Origin of the sequence: Metabacillus herbersteinensis (genome assembly GCF_042433335.1) — a bacterium.
GTDB classification, from domain to species: domain Bacteria; phylum Bacillota; class Bacilli; order Bacillales; family Bacillaceae; genus Metabacillus; species Metabacillus herbersteinensis.
Genome location: NZ_JBHLVO010000001.1, coordinates 174555 through 189859 on the forward strand (window position 1 = coordinate 174555; position 15305 = coordinate 189859).

Here is a 15305-nt window from a genome sequence, read left to right on the forward strand (position 1 = left end):
CACGTGAGTGAAATCATACATCGTACCAAAACACGCCCTGTAAAAGTAGGAAACCTTACAATTGGTGGCAATAATGAATTAGTCATCCAGAGTATGACGACTACAAAAACGCATGATGTGGAAGCAACGGTTGCAGAAATCAATCGTTTAGAAGAAGCAGGCTGTCAAATTGTTCGTGTGGCGTGTCCAGATGAACGTGCGGCTAATGCGATTAGTGAAATAAAAAAACGAATCAACATTCCATTAGTTGTTGATATTCATTTTGATTATAAACTTGCTCTTATTGCGATTGAGGGTGGAGCAGATAAAATCCGTATCAACCCTGGTAATATCGGGCGCAGAGAAAAAGTTGAAGCGGTTGTGAAAGCTGCAAAAGCAAAGGGCATCCCAATTCGTATTGGAGTTAACGCTGGCTCTTTAGAAAAGAAGATTATTGAAAAATACGGGTACCCAACTGCAGATGGAATGGTTGAAAGCGCACTGCATCATATCAAAATTCTTGAAGAACTAGATTTTCACGATATTATCGTGTCGATGAAGGCTTCAGATGTCCCGCTTGCTATTGAAGCTTATGAAAAAGCAGCTAAAGCTTTTGACTACCCTCTTCATTTAGGAATTACCGAGTCAGGCACGCTTTTTGCTGGAACTGTTAAAAGTGCAGCTGGTTTAGGGGCAATATTAAGTAAAGGGATTGGGAACACGCTTCGAATTTCTCTGAGTGCAGACCCCGTTGAAGAAGTAAAAGTTGCTCGTGAGCTTTTGAAATCATTTGGTCTTGCTTCAAATGCAGCAACACTCATTTCTTGCCCAACCTGTGGCAGAATTGAAATTGATCTAATCAGCATTGCAAACGAAATTGAGGAATACATTTCAACAATTAAAGCTCCGATTAAAGTAGCCGTTTTAGGCTGTGCAGTAAATGGACCTGGTGAAGCGCGTGAAGCAGATATAGGAATTGCTGGTGCACGTGGTGAAGGGTTATTGTTTATGAAGGGTGAAATTGTTCGTAAAGTACCTGAGGCGACAATGGTTGAAGAACTAAAAAAGGAAATAGATAAACTTGCAGAAGAGCATTATGCAAAACAAGCACTTGAAAAAGCTGAATTAGAAGTCTGAATTTAAAATAAAAGCAATTTCAGATATGACTTTCATAATTGAAGGTCACTGAAGTTGCTTTTTTGTAGTGCTTTTTGAATTACTTAATCTGTTTTCTTCTCATCTTCATTCATAAACACAGCAGCCATATTGTTGTTACTATAAAAAGTAATCGAATCCCGTTTTTTATCACTATAAAAACGATTTTGGATGTTCATGTTGGCTTCCATTGTTTCCTTACTCTGATGAGTCTGATCACTAAGATAGTCCATATCAGTTGCAGTTTCTCGATCATAGAATTGTTTTTGAATTTGCTCATTAGCATTTATTACTTTTTGATCTTGATTATCCATACGTTCACACCTTCATTTAATTTATATCATTACTTAGGGACTGACTCATTCTGAGCCAGCCCCTACTTACATTCACTTTTTTTAAAAAAATGGGAGGATAAAGATTCCTAATACGAGTGAAGCTGCACCTATGCCGATTGCCCATGCACCTAACGTTTTTGCGCCTCTTCTTCGTGCAATGAATCCTACGATAATCCCAGCAGCACCGAGAATGACTGGGAGCATGAACAATGAAATGATGGAGAGCGCAATGCCGAGGTACCCTGTACCTTTCCCTTCATTGACACGCCCATCCCCTCTATCCTCAACAGATTTATATTCCCTGTCTCTACCAAGTGGGATAGGGGCTGCAAGTTCAGCAGCTGTTTCTTCATGATATAAGTTATCCTTTTCTATCTCTGGTATTCCCTTATATTCAGGGTTGTCCCGATTATCGTAACGATTTACGCTTCCATGGTAGTCGTAATCTTTTTCGTCTGGCATCAAGATCCCTCACTTTCTAAGGTTAAATCATATGAAAAAGTCGCCTGGAGAATCTTAAATCTGAACCTTTACCTTAAGAAGTACTTTCTTATAGATGATAAAGGAACATTTATAGTATGAGATAGGTGTGGGTGTTATATGACTGTTAAAGTTTTCTGTATGTGTCAAACGAGGTGTGTTAAACTTATAAAAGCAAATCAACGAAGGAGAGAGCATAAGCATGTTGCGTTTAGGAATTGATATAGATGGAACAGTTACTTCACCTGAAACATTTGTCCCTTATTTAAATAAGTCGTTTAACTTAAATATAACCTTCGAAGATTTGGTCGAATATGATTTAACAAAAGTGTTAAACATTACTCAAGAAGACTTTTGGAAATGGATGGACGAGTTTGAACCAATTATTTACAATGAGGCACCAATGGCTCTTAATGCCAAACAGGTTCTTGATGAATGGAAAAATGAGCATCAATTAATTTTTATTAGTGCCAGAAGAAAGCATTTATTAGAAATAACACATGAATGGTTTAAAAACACAGAACTTTTTTATCATCATATTGAATTAATTGGCACTCATGACAAACTTGCTTCAGTCAAACAACACAACATTTCTGTTTTTTTTGAGGACAAGCACGACAATGCATGTATGATAAGCGAAGAAAATAATATCCCAGTTATCCTATTTAACACTCCTTATAATCAAGACCCAGTTCCGAGGAATGTCATTCGCGTGAATAACTGGTTAGAAGCTAAGAAATGGGTAAACAGTTGGTATGAATCTGCTGTGCAAATTGGTTAATGTAGCTGATAGACTAAACAACAAAAGAGCGTGCAGATTTTCTCTGCACGCTCTTTTTAATTACAGCTAGGACATGTTCCATAAATTTCAAATTTGTGTCCACTTACTTCATAGCCACTTAAATTATCGGGTAGTTTTTCCATCGGACATGACGAAATTTCTTTTGTTTTTCCACATTTTAAACAAATGAAATGATGGTGATGATTTGATGAACTACATGTAAAGCGAAAGTGCTTTTCGCCAGAGAGCTCTGTCATCTCAAAAATACCAAGTTCAGCAAACAGGGAAAGATTTCGATAAATAGTGTCAAAGCTTAAGCCAGGATAGTCATCCTTCATGAATTCTAGAACGTCTTTAGCTGTTAAGTACTTATCAGAATCAGCAAAAAGCTGAAGCATTTCCTCACGTTTATTTGTATATTTATACCCTTTGTCTTTCATTAAATTCAGTGCACCTTGAACATTCATGAAACATTTTACCCCTTTTTCAATTTTGTCCACAAAATGGTTAGCACAAGGATCAGTACTGATAGCACAACAATTGTACCACCTGGTGCTAAATCTAAATAATAAGCTAGGAATAATCCAATAATAACAGATATCTCTCCAAATAGTACAGAAAAGAATATCGCTTGCTTAAACCCTTTTGCAATTCGAATACTTGCAGCAACTGGCAGTGTCATAAGTGAAGATACTAATAAAATCCCCACAATTCGCATCGAACCTGCGATCACCAATGCAACAGTGAGAATAAAAATGAAATGAATCCACTTTGAATGGATACCAGATGCATCAGCATGTTCTTCATCAAACGACAAAAGAAAAAGTTCTTTGTAGAGAGCAAAAACAACAATTAAAACAAAAATTGTAATTGCTATAATAATCGATAAGTCCGCTTTAGAAACGGCGCTAACACTTCCAAATAAATAACTAAATAAATCCGTATTAAAACCATCTGCTAAAGAAATAAAAATAACGCTTATTCCAATTCCAGTCGACAGTATTATTGGAATTGCTAATTCTTGATAATGCTTATAAACTGCACGTAGTTTTTCAATAAAAAGTGAGCCTACAACTGAAAAGCCCATTCCTAAATAAATTGGGTTTAATCCCGCGAATCCTGCAACCTTTTTCTCAAGCAATAAGCTTGCGGCAATTCCAGCTAATGTAACATGACTTAAAGCATCTGCAATAAGTGATAGTCTTCTAACAACGACGAATACACCTAACAGTGGAGCAATAAGTCCAATTAGGATACCAGCTATAAACGCATTTTGTAAAAATTCATATTGAAAAAGACTGTTCAACATTTCACTTGTTCCTCCGGTCTAATGGGCATGATCATGGGTTAATACATGAAGGGAATGACCATAAAACTCTGATAGATCATGGTCTTTGATTGCTTCGAATTCTTGTGATTTGCCGTGAAAGTGTAAATGCTTATTTAAACAGGCAACATGTGAAACCTTATCAGAAATTGTGCTTATGTCGTGAGTTACGAGGATAAGGGTAATTCCAAGCCGCTTATTTAAATCCTGTAGCATTTCATAAAAACTTTGGACCGTTTGTGCATCAACACCAACAGTAGGCTCATCTAAAATTAATAATCTTGGATCACTCACTAGTGCTCGTGCAATAAAGGTACGTTGTTGCTGACCACCTGAAAGTTCACCAATGTTTTTCCGGGCAAGATCAGAAAGTCCCACTGCCTCAATTGCTTGAAGAACTTTTTGACGATGCTGTTGATTCATCACTTTAAATAATCCCAGCTTTGAAGTTAAACCACTTGATACAACTTCAAAAACAGATGCCGGAAACCCTGTATTGAAGCTGCTTGCTTTTTGAGAAACAAAGCCAACTTCATGCCAGCTTTTAAATTTCCGAATGTCTTGCTCAAAGAGTTTGATCTGTCCCTGCTGAGGCTTTAATAAGCCTAGTAAGCATTTCAACAATGTTGTTTTTCCCGATCCGTTTGGTCCAACAAGACCTAAAAAAGATCCCTCTTGAATCACGAGATTAATGTTTTCTAATACCTTTTGACGGTCATATGTGAAAGTAAGATCTTTAATTTCAATTATTGGCTTCATTGAACTCATCCTTTGTAAATATAAGAATCGTTACGATTTAATTTCCAGTTGTAAGAAATGCATACCCTTCTATCTCCTATAACATAAGAAGTATACATGAATTTCATCTACTTGTAAAGAAAAGAAGCACTGTTAGATTCAATAAGATTTTATAGGCAATTTCACAAGTAAACCTGCACCTAAAAGATACTTCCTCCATACATTGTGTTTGAGAGGAGGAATGAGTGTGATTTTATTTCAAAGAATTGTTAATCAAAAGTTAAATAATATTACAACCGAGGAATTAATGCAATATGCTAGCCAGTATAACATTCCAATTGGGCGCCCACAGGCAGTTGAGGTAGTCAAATTAATACGGGGTAAAAACATTAACCTATTTAATCAAACTGAACGAGGCAAACTGCTACAAAATATTGCAAACATAACATCTCCTCGAACTGCGGAACAAGTGAATCAAATCTTTATGCAATTCATTGGATAAGATACTTATAAATAAGAAAAAGCTAAGTCTAGAATTATATAAATTATGGTATTAAAAAAAGCTGTCATCGCGACAGCTTTTTTATTGATTCAGTATCTTTTCAAGTACCTCTTTATCGAATTCTTGTTGTTTAAGCATGGCTATTTCAAACTTGTATGGTGGTTTTTTGTACTTTTTATCTTCTCCGACAAATGGTGTTTCAAGGATTTTAGGAACATCCATTAATTGTGGATGATGGATAATTTTAGTTAGCGCGTTAAACCCAATTTCACCAAAGCCTATGTTTTCGTGTCGGTCTTTTTTTGCCCCCATTGGGTTTTTGCTATCGTTGATGTGCAATACTTTGATTCGGTTAATTCCGATGATTGAATCGAATTCTGCTAACACACCGTCAAAATCTTCAATAATATTGTATCCAGCATCGTGTGTATGACATGTATCAAAACAAACAGACAAGTTCTGATTGTGTGTGACTCCATCAATTATTTTTGCGAGCTCTTCAAAGGAGCGACCACATTCAGTGCCTTTGCCTGCCATTGTTTCTAAGGCAATTTGCACGTTTTGGTTTTGTTCGAGAACTTCGTTTAATCCTTCGATTATTTTCTGTATTCCGACGTCTGCTCCTGCCCCAACATGTGCACCTGGATGAAGAACGATTTGTCTGGCACCTAGCGCATCTGTTCGACTAATTTCGGAACGAAGGAAATCGACTCCAAGCTGAAATGTTGCAGGGTTTACTGAGTTTCCAATATTAATAATATAAGGTGCATGCACAACGATATCAACCATACCATGTTCCTTCATATGTGCTTGTCCCGCTTCAATATTGAGGTCCTCAATTTTTTTTCGTCTTGTGTTTTGTGGAGCACCCGTGTAGATCATAAACGTATTCGCTCCGTATGAGGCTGCTTCTTCACTGGCTGAGAGTAGCATATCTTTTCCGCTCATTGAAACATGTGATCCAATTTTAAGCATCTTACTCCTCCTTACTTCCCTTTACGATCTAATCTTCTTTGTCTCTTTTTAATTTGTTCCATTTCGTAATTCAGTTTTTTCTTATACCCAGGTTTCACACCCTTAGGCTTCTTCACCATTGTTTTAGCTTTCGCATCGACATTGTCGCCTTGTTTAACTCGTTTGTGACGACGATTACGGTCGACGGTTGTTTTCCATTCTCCGTTCACTAAGTCCATGTTAACAAATTCAATCCCAAGTTTCTCAAGCTTAATCAGTGCATCATCATTACTTGGTTCATAGATCGTTGCAGCAATTCCAGAGGTTCCAGCTCTTGCCGTTCTACCGACACGATGAATGTAAAATTCAAGATCTGTAATCGGTAATTCATAATTGATAATATGACTAACACCTTCAATATCAATTCCCCTGGCAGCTAAATCTGTAGCTACAACGTATTGATAGACTAATTCATTGATATCCTTCATCATTTTTTTCCGTTCACGTGGCGATAAGTCACCATGAATTCGGCCAACTTTTAACCCTTTAGCTACGAGGGCATCTGCTACCTCATCCGTCTTTTTCTTCGTGTTTGTAAACACAATTGCCAAGTAAGGATTATAGGATTTCAGCATTTCATAAACTAAATTTGTTTTATTACGGTGTCTTGCCGGAACTAACACATGCTGAATATTAGCAGCTGTTGCCTGTTTTGGTGCAACATGTGTAAACTTAGGATTTTTTAAATATTTCTTTAAAAATGGCTTCAGTTTTTCCGGAATTGTAGCAGAGAAAACTAGAATTTGCAGCTTTTCTGGCATTTGACTAGCAACTGCATCCACATCCTTGATGAATCCCATATCTAGCATAAGATCTGCTTCATCTACAACAAATGCAATTGCTGTGTGAACAAACAATGCTTTTTCCTTAACTAAATCACTAATTCTACCTGGCGTACCGACAACAATTTGTGGTTGAACTTTTAATTTCTCAATTGTACGTACCTTATCTGTTCCACCAATAAAATTCTTAGCAGTAATTTTTTCACCTTCTGCACAAAACGAGGTGATTTTTACTACTTCTTGATAAATTTGCGTCGCCAATTCACGCGTTGGCGCTGTTATAACCACTTGAACCTCTGATTTTGAAGGATCAATTTTATCTAGTAGTGGAAGTAAATACGCATGTGTTTTTCCAGTACCTGTCTGAGATTGACCAATGGCGCTTTCTCCTTTTTTAATAGAAGGAATTAGTCGCTCTTGAATTTCTGTTGGTTCATGAAATTTTAGTTCTTTCGTAATTGCTTCTATAATAAATGGTTTAAAAGCAAACCGATTAAATTTTGTTTCTTCCATTTCTTTCATCTCCTTCTTGATAAAGGATCTATTTCTTTATCAACCCATCATTACATTATAAACGATCTTGGTAGAAACTTAAACAAGATAAAAAATCATCGTGCCTTTTATTAAAAACATTTTAGAGTCCAGTTGCATAGTTTATAGGTAGGTAACGCAATTAGAAAGGAGGAATTAAAGATGTTTCAGCAAAGACCATTACCTCCAATGAATTCTCGTGGATTTTTCCCAACGCCTACTAGGCAACTCCCTCCAATGGGAGGACAGCCATTTGGTGGTTCATTTATGGGTGGACAGCAACAATTCATAGCTCCTCAAACAGCGGGAAGAGGTGCTGGGGGGTTAAAAGGGATACTGTCTCGTTTTCTACCAGGTACCCAAGGTGTTCAAGGAATTGCCGGAGCGGCTCAGGCAACTGGGGGGCTCCAAAGCTTAGCAAGCCCGGCAAATCTCTCTAGTATGCTTGGAAATGTTCAAAAAGTGCTCGGAATGGCGCAACAGGTTACACCAATGGTGCAGCAGTATGGACCACTCGTGAAAAATTTACCTGCGATGATTAAAATTTATAGTGAGTTAAAAAACAGCAATTCTGATGACTCACCAACAGAACCTAGTGTTTCAAATGAAGATTCACCTACCATCGCTAACTTGGAAAAAGAAAAGGAAGTTCATTCATCTACTCAGCCACTCTCTACATCAAAAAATAGGCAAAATTCTGATAAAAAAATTCCGAAAAGCTCAAGCCCGAAGATGTACGTTTAATATTCTTCTTTGTAATATACCCCATTGTCCGCTATACTATTAAGAGATTATGAGAGTTAGCTCTCCTTACCATATTCTCTTAAGGAGGAAGCAAAATGGAAGTTATAAAAATTGCTCCACGTGGGTATTGCTACGGTGTAGTCGATGCCATGGTTATCGCTAAAAATGCTGCATTAGATAAATCTTTACCAAGGCCAATTTATATCCTTGGGATGATTGTTCACAATAAACATGTAACAGACGCTTTCGAAGATGATGGCATCATTACATTAGACGGAAGTAATCGTTTAGAAATCCTTGAAAAAGTAGACAAAGGCACAATTGTTTTTACAGCACATGGTGTTTCACCAGAGGTACGAAAGATTGCTGCAGACAAAGGGCTTGTAACACTTGATGCAACCTGTCCTGATGTTACTAAAACGCATGACTTGATTCGAGAAAAAGAATTAGCGGGTTATCAAGTAATTTATATCGGGAAAAAAGGCCACCCAGAACCAGAAGGTGCTGTTGGTGTTGCTCCAGAAATTGTACACCTTGTCGAAACACCAGAAGATGTTCAAGCATTAAATCTTATTAGTGAAAAGATAGTCGTAACCAATCAAACAACGATGAGTCAATGGGACGTTGCTGACATTATGGATATGGTAAAAGAACAATACCCACATGTTGAAGTGCATCGTGAAATCTGCTTGGCTACACAGGTCCGACAAGAGGCTGTTGCTGAACAAGCGGGAGAAGCGGACTTGACGATTGTTGTTGGTGATCCAAAAAGCAATAACTCAAATCGTCTTGCACAAGTCTCAGAGGATATTGCTGGCACAAAAGCGTACAGAATTTCCGATATCAGTGAGCTTAAATTAGAATGGCTTGTAGGCGTTGAAAAGGTAGCTATTACAGCTGGAGCATCCACTCCAACTCCTATTACAAAAGAAGTGATTAAGTTTCTCGAACAATATGATCCAAACGACGAATTAACATGGGGTAGATCGTTTAACATCCCATTGCAAAAAATCTTGCCAAAGGTAAAAATAGCAAAAAAATAAGGTAGCCCACTGGCTACCTTATTTTTTTGCTTTGATTAAATAAACGTAAAAGGATTGGTGTCCACTTCAGACGGAAGTACACTCACTTCATATCCTTTTTCATCACACATTGATAGTAAAACCTTTGTTACGCCATTGATCATCACCTTTTCAACATGATGTCCTGGGTCAATTACATTCAGTCCAAGCATCATGGCATCGTGTGCAACGTGAAAGTATAGATCACCTGTTACATACACATCAGCACCCTTAAATTTCGCTTGCTGAATATACTTGTTCCCATCTCCACCCAAGACTGCCACTCTACGCACCACATCGGTAGGTTTCCCAACCATTCTTACGTTTTCAACGTCAAATACACGTTTTACATGTTCAGCAAATTGAGTAAGTGTCATTTCCTTTTCTAGCTCGCCTATTCGTCCAAGACCAAGTGATTCTTTTTGCTGATTTAGAGGATATAGATCAAAAGCAACCTCTTCATATGGATGAGCAGCAAGCATTGCTTTTACAACACGATTTTCTATTGATGCCGGAAGAACGGTCTCGATTCTAATCTCATTGACATATTCCATATTTCCTTTTTCACCAATAAACGGTTTTGCAGCTTCCAGCGGGAGAAAGCTTCCCTTTCCAGCAGTCGAAAACGCACAATGACTATAATTTCCAATGTGCCCACAACCAGCGTTGCCAAGTGCATCCCTAACTACTTCCTCATGAGCCTCTGGTACAAAAACAACTAGTTTTTTAAACGTTTCCGCATAGGTAGGCACTAAAACCTTTGTATCGGTAAGACCAAGTAGTTCGGCTAACAAATCATTTACACCACCAGTTGCCACATCTAAATTAGTATGAGCTGCATAGACGGCAATGTCGTGCTTCATACATTTTTCTAGTATTCTCCCGGGAGCGCTGTCTGTCGTTAGCTGTTTAAGTGGTCGGAAAATCGGTGGATGATGGGCGATAATTAAGTCAATATTTTTAGCAATTGCTTCATCAACCACTTCTTCAAGCACATCAAGCGTAACCATGATTTGTTTAATTGGTTTGTTAAGCGTTCCAATTTGTAGGCCTATCTTATCTCCCTCCACTGCATACGCTTTTGGAGAAAATGATTCGAATAAGCTAATGACCTCAAATCCGTTTGGAACTTTGCTCATTTTAAAACCTCCTTAGCAAGCTCTATTTGATGAATTAATTCATTCCTTTTCCGATTGTTTTCTGGTGTGTTTGCCGCTTGGTTTAATTTTTCTACAATCGTTTTCCAATGTTCACATTCTTGTAACCATTTTTTCTTAAAGGGATTTTGTTGATCTTTCATTAAAAAAGGACCAAATAATAGACCAGCATCTAATGAAGTCTCATGATAAGGTATTTTAGGGTCTCCTCTATCTGCAACGAGTATTTCGTAGATTTTGTCATCTTCTTCGAGAATCTCTTCTGCTATCAACTGCCATTCATTTTCTAACAGCCAAGATCGAATGACACTCGCATTTATATTCGGTTGAAGGATAAGACGCACGACACCCTCTAGCTTTTCTTTACCTTCTTCGAGAATTTTATGAATTAAAGCTCCACCCATTCCAGCTATGGTAATACAAGTAACTTCTCCTTTACGAAGTACTTCTAAACCATCACCTTTGCGCACGATAACAGAGTCTGCTAACTCACTCTTTTGTACTTGTTTTTTTGAAGACTGAAAGGGACCTTCAGTAATTTCCCCTACAATGGCACTCTTAGCAATTCCATTTAGCACAGCGTAACAAGGTAGATATGCATGATCAGAACCTATATCAGCAACAATCGCGTCTTTAGGAATAAAGTTTGCTACGGTTTCTAAGCGTTTGGAAAGTTTTAATTCATTCATTCATTGATTCACCACAATTCTTTCTTATTGATTATCTTTAAAACTTTCGTATACTGAGGGAGGCTCGATTGTGTTACTCCCTCAATAATAAAAAAAGTCCTTCACAATTGCAAAGGACCGCACTTTATTTTCTTGCCATAAGCTAGAAAGGGTTTTTATTTAATTTTCGAAACCCATTCAGCCATTTCATCAAGCTTGTCTTCTGGAACTAAACCAGCTGGCATGATGCCTTGTCCGTTTTGAAGAGTAACTTTAATTTCATCAGCACTTTTTTTGTCGCCAACACCGATTAGACTCGGGCCTGCGCCACCTTCGTAGGCTTGACCATGGCAACTAATACAATTTTGTTGATATATTTCTTCAGGTGAAGCGTTTGCAACGTCTTCTTGTTTAGGTTCTTCATCGCCTTTTGCTAACTCTTCATGATCACCAAGACCCTTGAATGAAAAAAGGAACATAAGGCCGATTCCTACAACAGCTATAAGTGCAAATGGAATAAGTGGATTGCGATTCATCATGTAACCTCCCTTATGTAAATAACTTCGTAAGTACTTCTTTTTAATTGATTTAAACAAACTCTATTTTACTTTAAAATCTCTCTAAACGAAAGACCTATCTTATAACTTGACCATGTTTTTCACGAATTAGACAAAAAAACTTCACCAAATTTGGTGAAGTTTCATTTTTTATTGACTTTTTAAGTAGAGATTCACCAAAATTATATCTCTTTTTCCGAGTAGCGCTTCCGCTTTTGTCTTAACATCCGATTTTTCTAGCAATAACCATTCTTTGTACCTCGCTCGTGCCCTCACCGATCTCTAGAAGTTTCGCATCTCTCAAAAACCTCTCGACATGGTATTCTTTCATGTATCCATAGCCACCATGAATCTGAATCGCTTGGTTCGTTACTTCTGTACAAATTTCTGATGCAAACAGCTTACACATAGCAGCTTCTTTTGTAAAAGGCTTGCCCTGGTCTTTTAACCAAGCAGCTTTGTAGACCATATTTCGTGCAAGCTCAATCTTGAGTGCCATATCTGCAAGTTTAAATTGTATCGCCTGAAATTTAGCGAGATTGCGTCCAAATTGAGTGCGTTCATTCGCGTACGAAAGTGCTCTTTCAAACGCTGCCTGGGCTATGCCCACCGCCATAGCACCTATTCCGATCCGTCCACCATCAAGCGTGATTAGAAATTGCTTAAAGCCATTCCCTTTTTCACCTAATAAATTGTCGGTTGAAACTCGGACATTATCTAATATTAACTCGGTCGTATTCGAAGCATTTAAGCCCATTTTATCGTAGTTATCGATCACCGTGAATCCTTTCGAATCTGTTGGAACAATTATTGCACTAATTTCCTTATGATCACCCGTTCTTCCCGTAATAGCAGTTAGAGCTAAAAACTTTGCATAGGAAGCATTTGTAATAAAGCATTTGTTGCCATTAATCACATAGTCTCCATTTTCAATTAGCGCTTCTGTCAATGTTCCCCCAGCATCTGATCCTGCATTCGGCTCTGTTAATCCAAAAGCACCAAGTGACTGTCCACTACAAATCGCAGGTAAGTATTTCTGCTTCTGGTCTTCTGTGCCAAACAATGCAATTGGCGCACCACCTAAAGAAATATGTGCAGAGTATGTAATCCCTGTAGATCCACATGCTTTACTTAATTCTTCAACGACGATTGCAAAGCTGATCGTATCCGAACCAGCTCCCCCATACTCTTCTGAAAAAGGTAACCCCAACACCCCTAATTCGCCTAAGCTATGAAAAATCTCTTTTGGAAATTCCTTTGTTTTGTCACGTTCTTCTGCACCTGGCTGAACTTCTGCAACTGCAAATTCACGAATCGTTTTTTGTAATAACTTTTGCTCTTGTGATAATTCAAAATCCATCCAATCACCCCTTGTTGTATACGCTTTCATCTTATATTATAAAGGGAGAATAGTTATTTTCACAACATTTAAAATTTTTATTTTTTTATAAATATTTAATAAAGAGTAATTGCAATGAAAAAAACCATTCCAACTATACCGCTAATAAATAGATAGATCAGCCGTAATTTTTTACTTAAATAAATCCAAAGTAAGCAATTCAATAACAGTGTAAACCCCATTAGTAATGAGTTTTCTTTGCTTGTTTCTTCAACAAAATATACAGACATGATTAGCAATAAAACCGACGAAATACAAACTGAGAGATGATAAAAATAATTATTTTTAAATAAAAGGATCGTTAGTACGATGGAAAGTAAAAGAAAAAAAGATACAATGCCCATTTGCAAAAGGAATGACAATTCAGTAAAATAAATGACAAGTAGAGCAGAGGGCAACAACAAAAGCGCTAAGACACTACCAATCAGATTTGCCGGTCTATTTTTAGCTAGTTGTTTTTCTTCTTGTACTTGATTACCTTCTGTATAAAGAGCTAGCAGGAAATCACAATACGTTTCTGGAAGCATTTTTGTTTTCTTCCACTGTTGGATTTCTTCAATAATGACAGTTTTTCGATCAATGTTCATGAAACTACATCCTTTTTCTTTTATTCTTTTATAGTAAGAATAAAATTTGATTCTGTAAATTATTCTTTTTTGAGAGCGCTATCACAACGTATCCAAGGATTCTTTAATAAAAAAAGCGCAAGCGCCTTGGTCAGCCCCGACTTATGACCTCGAGGGGCTAGGCGCTGGCAGTCAAAGACGCGACGTCCTGTCGCATTGACTGCACTAGCACGTCCTGTGCGTCGGAGCTGGATGCAGAAATGTTATCCACAGTTTGAAAATTTTATAATTTCCTAAACGACAAAAAAAAGACGGACAATTTCGTCCGCCTGTCTTTTATTCTAAAAAGTCTTTCAATCGTTTACTACGACTTGGGTGGCGTAGTTTACGCAATGCTTTTGCTTCAATTTGACGAATACGCTCGCGTGTAACACCAAATACTTTTCCGACTTCTTCAAGTGTTCGTGTTCTACCGTCGTCAAGTCCGAATCGTAAGCGCAAAACATTTTCTTCCCGATCTGTTAGTGTGTCTAGCACATCTTCAAGCTGTTCTTTTAGTAATTCGTATGCTGCATGCTCTGAAGGAGAGGTCGCATCCTGGTCTTCAATGAAATCACCTAAATGTGAATCATCTTCTTCACCAATCGGAGTTTCAAGGGATACTGGTTCTTGAGCAATCTTTAATATCTCTCTTACTTTATCAGGTGTTAATTCCATGTCTTCGCCAATTTCTTCTGGAGATGGCTCTCTTCCTAAATCTTGAAGCAATTGTCGTTGCACACGAATAAGCTTGTTAATTGTCTCAACCATGTGAACTGGGATACGAATCGTTCTTGCTTGGTCTGCAATGGCACGCGTGATTGCCTGACGAATCCACCACGTAGCATACGTACTAAACTTGAAACCTTTGCGGTAATCAAATTTTTCAACAGCCTTCATTAATCCCATATTACCCTCTTGAATTAAATCAAGGAATAGCATCCCACGACCGACATAACGCTTTGCAATACTTACAACTAAACGTAAGTTGGCTTCTGCCAGTCGACGTTTTGCTTCTTCGTCTCCGCCCTCTATACGCTCTGCTAGTGCTATTTCTTCATTAGCAGATAATAGATCCACTCGACCTATTTCTTTCAAGTACATTCGGACTGGGTCATTTATTTTAACGCCCGGAGGAACGCTTAAGTCATTTAAATCAAACTCTTCTTCCTTAGCAAGATCTTGAACATTTGGATTTTCTGTTCCTTCGCTTTCACCAAGAAGCTCGACACCTTGCTCACCAAGAAATTCATAATACTCATCCATCTGGTCTGATTCAATCTCAAAATTCGCCATACGTTCTGCTATTTCTTCGTATGTTAAAACCCCACGTTTTTTTCCAATCTCAGTTAATTGGTCTTTTACTTGTTCAAATGTTACTTCTGTTTCACGGGTTTGTTTATCAGCCATTGGATCCCCTCCTTCCAAACTAAAACGCTGTATAAGATAAAGATAAACTTTTCTTAAGCTTTTAAGTTTATTTAAACGTA

General features: G+C 37.7%; 18 protein-coding genes. 5 read left to right on the forward strand and 13 right to left on the reverse strand.

Annotated features, from left to right (window positions below; genetic code table 11):
• Positions 1-12 precede the first annotated feature (12 nt).
• On the forward strand, positions 13-1116 hold the full coding sequence (gene ispG / locus ACFFIX_RS00915; RefSeq protein WP_378930342.1) for a flavodoxin-dependent (E)-4-hydroxy-3-methylbut-2-enyl-diphosphate synthase: 1104 nt from the start codon (positions 13-15) through the stop codon (positions 1114-1116).
• 83 nt (positions 1117-1199) lie between these two features.
• Here ispG and ACFFIX_RS00920 read toward each other — a convergent pair whose 3' ends face one another.
• Positions 1200-1448: a hypothetical protein gene (locus ACFFIX_RS00920; RefSeq protein WP_378929564.1), complete on the reverse strand. Its 249-nt coding sequence runs from the start codon at positions 1446-1448 to the stop codon at positions 1200-1202.
• An 81-nt stretch (positions 1449-1529) separates the two neighbouring features.
• Entirely contained in the window at positions 1530-1931 is a 402-nt protein-coding gene (locus tag ACFFIX_RS00925; protein ID WP_378929567.1) for a DUF308 domain-containing protein, read from the reverse strand.
• Positions 1932-2151: 220 nt separating this feature from the next.
• Between ACFFIX_RS00925 and ACFFIX_RS00930 the strand changes: the two genes are divergently transcribed.
• The gene (locus tag ACFFIX_RS00930; protein WP_378929570.1) at positions 2152-2730 is read left to right on the forward strand and encodes a hypothetical protein; all 579 of its coding nucleotides are present in this window, start codon (positions 2152-2154) and stop codon (positions 2728-2730) included.
• Between the two features lie 56 nt (positions 2731-2786).
• Here the strand turns inward: ACFFIX_RS00930 and zur are convergent, their stop codons facing one another.
• The 3 genes from zur to ACFFIX_RS00945 are packed head-to-tail and all read right to left on the reverse strand — an operon-like array spanning position 2787 to position 4825.
• A complete protein-coding gene (gene zur, locus ACFFIX_RS00935) occupies positions 2787-3197 on the reverse strand; it encodes a zinc uptake transcriptional repressor Zur (RefSeq protein ID WP_378929572.1) in 411 nt (136 codons plus the stop codon).
• A gap of 8 nt (positions 3198-3205) precedes the next feature.
• Positions 3206-4039: a metal ABC transporter permease gene (locus ACFFIX_RS00940; protein ID WP_378929574.1), complete on the reverse strand. Its 834-nt coding sequence runs from the start codon at positions 4037-4039 to the stop codon at positions 3206-3208.
• An 18-nt stretch (positions 4040-4057) separates the two neighbouring features.
• Positions 4058-4825, reverse strand: a complete 768-nt coding sequence (locus ACFFIX_RS00945) for a metal ABC transporter ATP-binding protein (RefSeq protein WP_378929576.1) — start codon at positions 4823-4825, stop codon at positions 4058-4060.
• A 217-nt stretch (positions 4826-5042) separates the two neighbouring features.
• On the opposite strand from ACFFIX_RS00945, the gene ACFFIX_RS00950 reads away from it, so the two are divergent.
• On the forward strand, positions 5043-5297 hold the full coding sequence (locus ACFFIX_RS00950) for a DUF2624 domain-containing protein (protein ID WP_378929578.1): 255 nt from the start codon (positions 5043-5045) through the stop codon (positions 5295-5297).
• An 81-nt stretch (positions 5298-5378) separates the two neighbouring features.
• Here the strand turns inward: ACFFIX_RS00950 and ACFFIX_RS00955 are convergent, their stop codons facing one another.
• Positions 5379-6272 (reverse strand): deoxyribonuclease IV, encoded by an 894-nt coding sequence (locus ACFFIX_RS00955; protein ID WP_378929579.1) that lies wholly within the window; start codon positions 6270-6272, stop codon positions 5379-5381.
• A gap of 11 nt (positions 6273-6283) precedes the next feature.
• A complete protein-coding gene (locus tag ACFFIX_RS00960; RefSeq protein ID WP_378929581.1) occupies positions 6284-7606 on the reverse strand; it encodes a DEAD/DEAH box helicase in 1323 nt (440 codons plus the stop codon).
• A gap of 180 nt (positions 7607-7786) precedes the next feature.
• On the opposite strand from ACFFIX_RS00960, the gene vrrA reads away from it, so the two are divergent.
• Both vrrA and ACFFIX_RS00970 read left to right on the forward strand, forming a co-directional pair.
• Complete coding sequence (gene vrrA / locus ACFFIX_RS00965; protein WP_378929583.1) at positions 7787-8368, forward strand: VrrA/YqfQ family protein; 582 nt, start codon at positions 7787-7789, stop codon at positions 8366-8368.
• Between the two features lie 95 nt (positions 8369-8463).
• Positions 8464-9411, forward strand: a complete 948-nt coding sequence (locus ACFFIX_RS00970; protein WP_378929585.1) for a 4-hydroxy-3-methylbut-2-enyl diphosphate reductase — start codon at positions 8464-8466, stop codon at positions 9409-9411.
• A gap of 35 nt (positions 9412-9446) precedes the next feature.
• Here ACFFIX_RS00970 and ACFFIX_RS00975 read toward each other — a convergent pair whose 3' ends face one another.
• The 6 genes from ACFFIX_RS00975 to rpoD form a co-directional block, all read right to left on the reverse strand.
• On the reverse strand, positions 9447-10568 hold the full coding sequence (locus ACFFIX_RS00975) for a Nif3-like dinuclear metal center hexameric protein (protein ID WP_378929587.1): 1122 nt from the start codon (positions 10566-10568) through the stop codon (positions 9447-9449).
• Entirely contained in the window at positions 10565-11275 is a 711-nt protein-coding gene (locus tag ACFFIX_RS00980) for a tRNA (adenine(22)-N(1))-methyltransferase (protein WP_378929589.1), read from the reverse strand. Before ACFFIX_RS00980 ends, ACFFIX_RS00975 begins: the two co-directional genes overlap by 4 nt.
• A gap of 155 nt (positions 11276-11430) precedes the next feature.
• Complete coding sequence (cccA, locus tag ACFFIX_RS00985) at positions 11431-11790, reverse strand: cytochrome c550 (protein ID WP_378929591.1); 360 nt, start codon at positions 11788-11790, stop codon at positions 11431-11433.
• A gap of 241 nt (positions 11791-12031) precedes the next feature.
• Positions 12032-13171 carry an acyl-CoA dehydrogenase family protein gene (locus ACFFIX_RS00990; protein WP_378930344.1) on the reverse strand — a complete coding sequence of 380 codons (1140 nt, stop codon included), beginning with the start codon at positions 13169-13171 and terminating at the stop codon, positions 12032-12034.
• A 95-nt stretch (positions 13172-13266) separates the two neighbouring features.
• Positions 13267-13797, reverse strand: coding sequence for a hypothetical protein (locus tag ACFFIX_RS00995; protein ID WP_378929593.1), 531 nt, complete (start codon positions 13795-13797; stop codon positions 13267-13269).
• A gap of 315 nt (positions 13798-14112) precedes the next feature.
• Complete coding sequence (gene rpoD, locus ACFFIX_RS01000) at positions 14113-15225, reverse strand: RNA polymerase sigma factor RpoD (protein ID WP_378929595.1); 1113 nt, start codon at positions 15223-15225, stop codon at positions 14113-14115.
• Between the last annotated feature and the right edge of the window lie 80 nt (positions 15226-15305).

Excerpts from the sequence above, each read along its gene's own strand:
- ACFFIX_RS00925 (WP_378929567.1), bottom strand. The coding sequence starts at position 1,931 with ATGCCAGACGAAAAAGATTACGACTACCATGGAAGCGTAAATCGTTAC.
- ACFFIX_RS00930 (WP_378929570.1), top strand. The coding sequence starts at position 2,152 with ATGTTGCGTTTAGGAATTGATATAGATGGAACAGTTACTTCACCTGAA.
- ACFFIX_RS00945 (WP_378929576.1), bottom strand. The coding sequence starts at position 4,825 with ATGAGTTCAATGAAGCCAATAATTGAAATTAAAGATCTTACTTTCACA.
- ACFFIX_RS00940 (WP_378929574.1), bottom strand. The coding sequence starts at position 4,039 with ATGTTGAACAGTCTTTTTCAATATGAATTTTTACAAAATGCGTTTATA.
- ACFFIX_RS00920 (WP_378929564.1), bottom strand. The coding sequence starts at position 1,448 with ATGGATAATCAAGATCAAAAAGTAATAAATGCTAATGAGCAAATTCAA.
- ACFFIX_RS00995 (WP_378929593.1), bottom strand. The coding sequence starts at position 13,797 with ATGAACATTGATCGAAAAACTGTCATTATTGAAGAAATCCAACAGTGG.
- zur (WP_378929572.1), bottom strand. The coding sequence starts at position 3,197 with ATGAATGTTCAAGGTGCACTGAATTTAATGAAAGACAAAGGGTATAAA.
- ACFFIX_RS00955 (WP_378929579.1), bottom strand. The coding sequence starts at position 6,272 with ATGCTTAAAATTGGATCACATGTTTCAATGAGCGGAAAAGATATGCTA.
- ACFFIX_RS00960 (WP_378929581.1), bottom strand. The coding sequence starts at position 7,606 with ATGGAAGAAACAAAATTTAATCGGTTTGCTTTTAAACCATTTATTATA.
- rpoD (WP_378929595.1), bottom strand. The coding sequence starts at position 15,225 with ATGGCTGATAAACAAACCCGTGAAACAGAAGTAACATTTGAACAAGTA.
- ACFFIX_RS00970 (WP_378929585.1), top strand. The coding sequence starts at position 8,464 with ATGGAAGTTATAAAAATTGCTCCACGTGGGTATTGCTACGGTGTAGTC.
- ACFFIX_RS00990 (WP_378930344.1), bottom strand. The coding sequence starts at position 13,171 with ATGGATTTTGAATTATCACAAGAGCAAAAGTTATTACAAAAAACGATT.
- ACFFIX_RS00975 (WP_378929587.1), bottom strand. The coding sequence starts at position 10,568 with ATGAGCAAAGTTCCAAACGGATTTGAGGTCATTAGCTTATTCGAATCA.
- vrrA (WP_378929583.1), top strand. The coding sequence starts at position 7,787 with ATGTTTCAGCAAAGACCATTACCTCCAATGAATTCTCGTGGATTTTTC.
- cccA (WP_378929591.1), bottom strand. The coding sequence starts at position 11,790 with ATGAATCGCAATCCACTTATTCCATTTGCACTTATAGCTGTTGTAGGA.
- ACFFIX_RS00980 (WP_378929589.1), bottom strand. The coding sequence starts at position 11,275 with ATGAATGAATTAAAACTTTCCAAACGCTTAGAAACCGTAGCAAACTTT.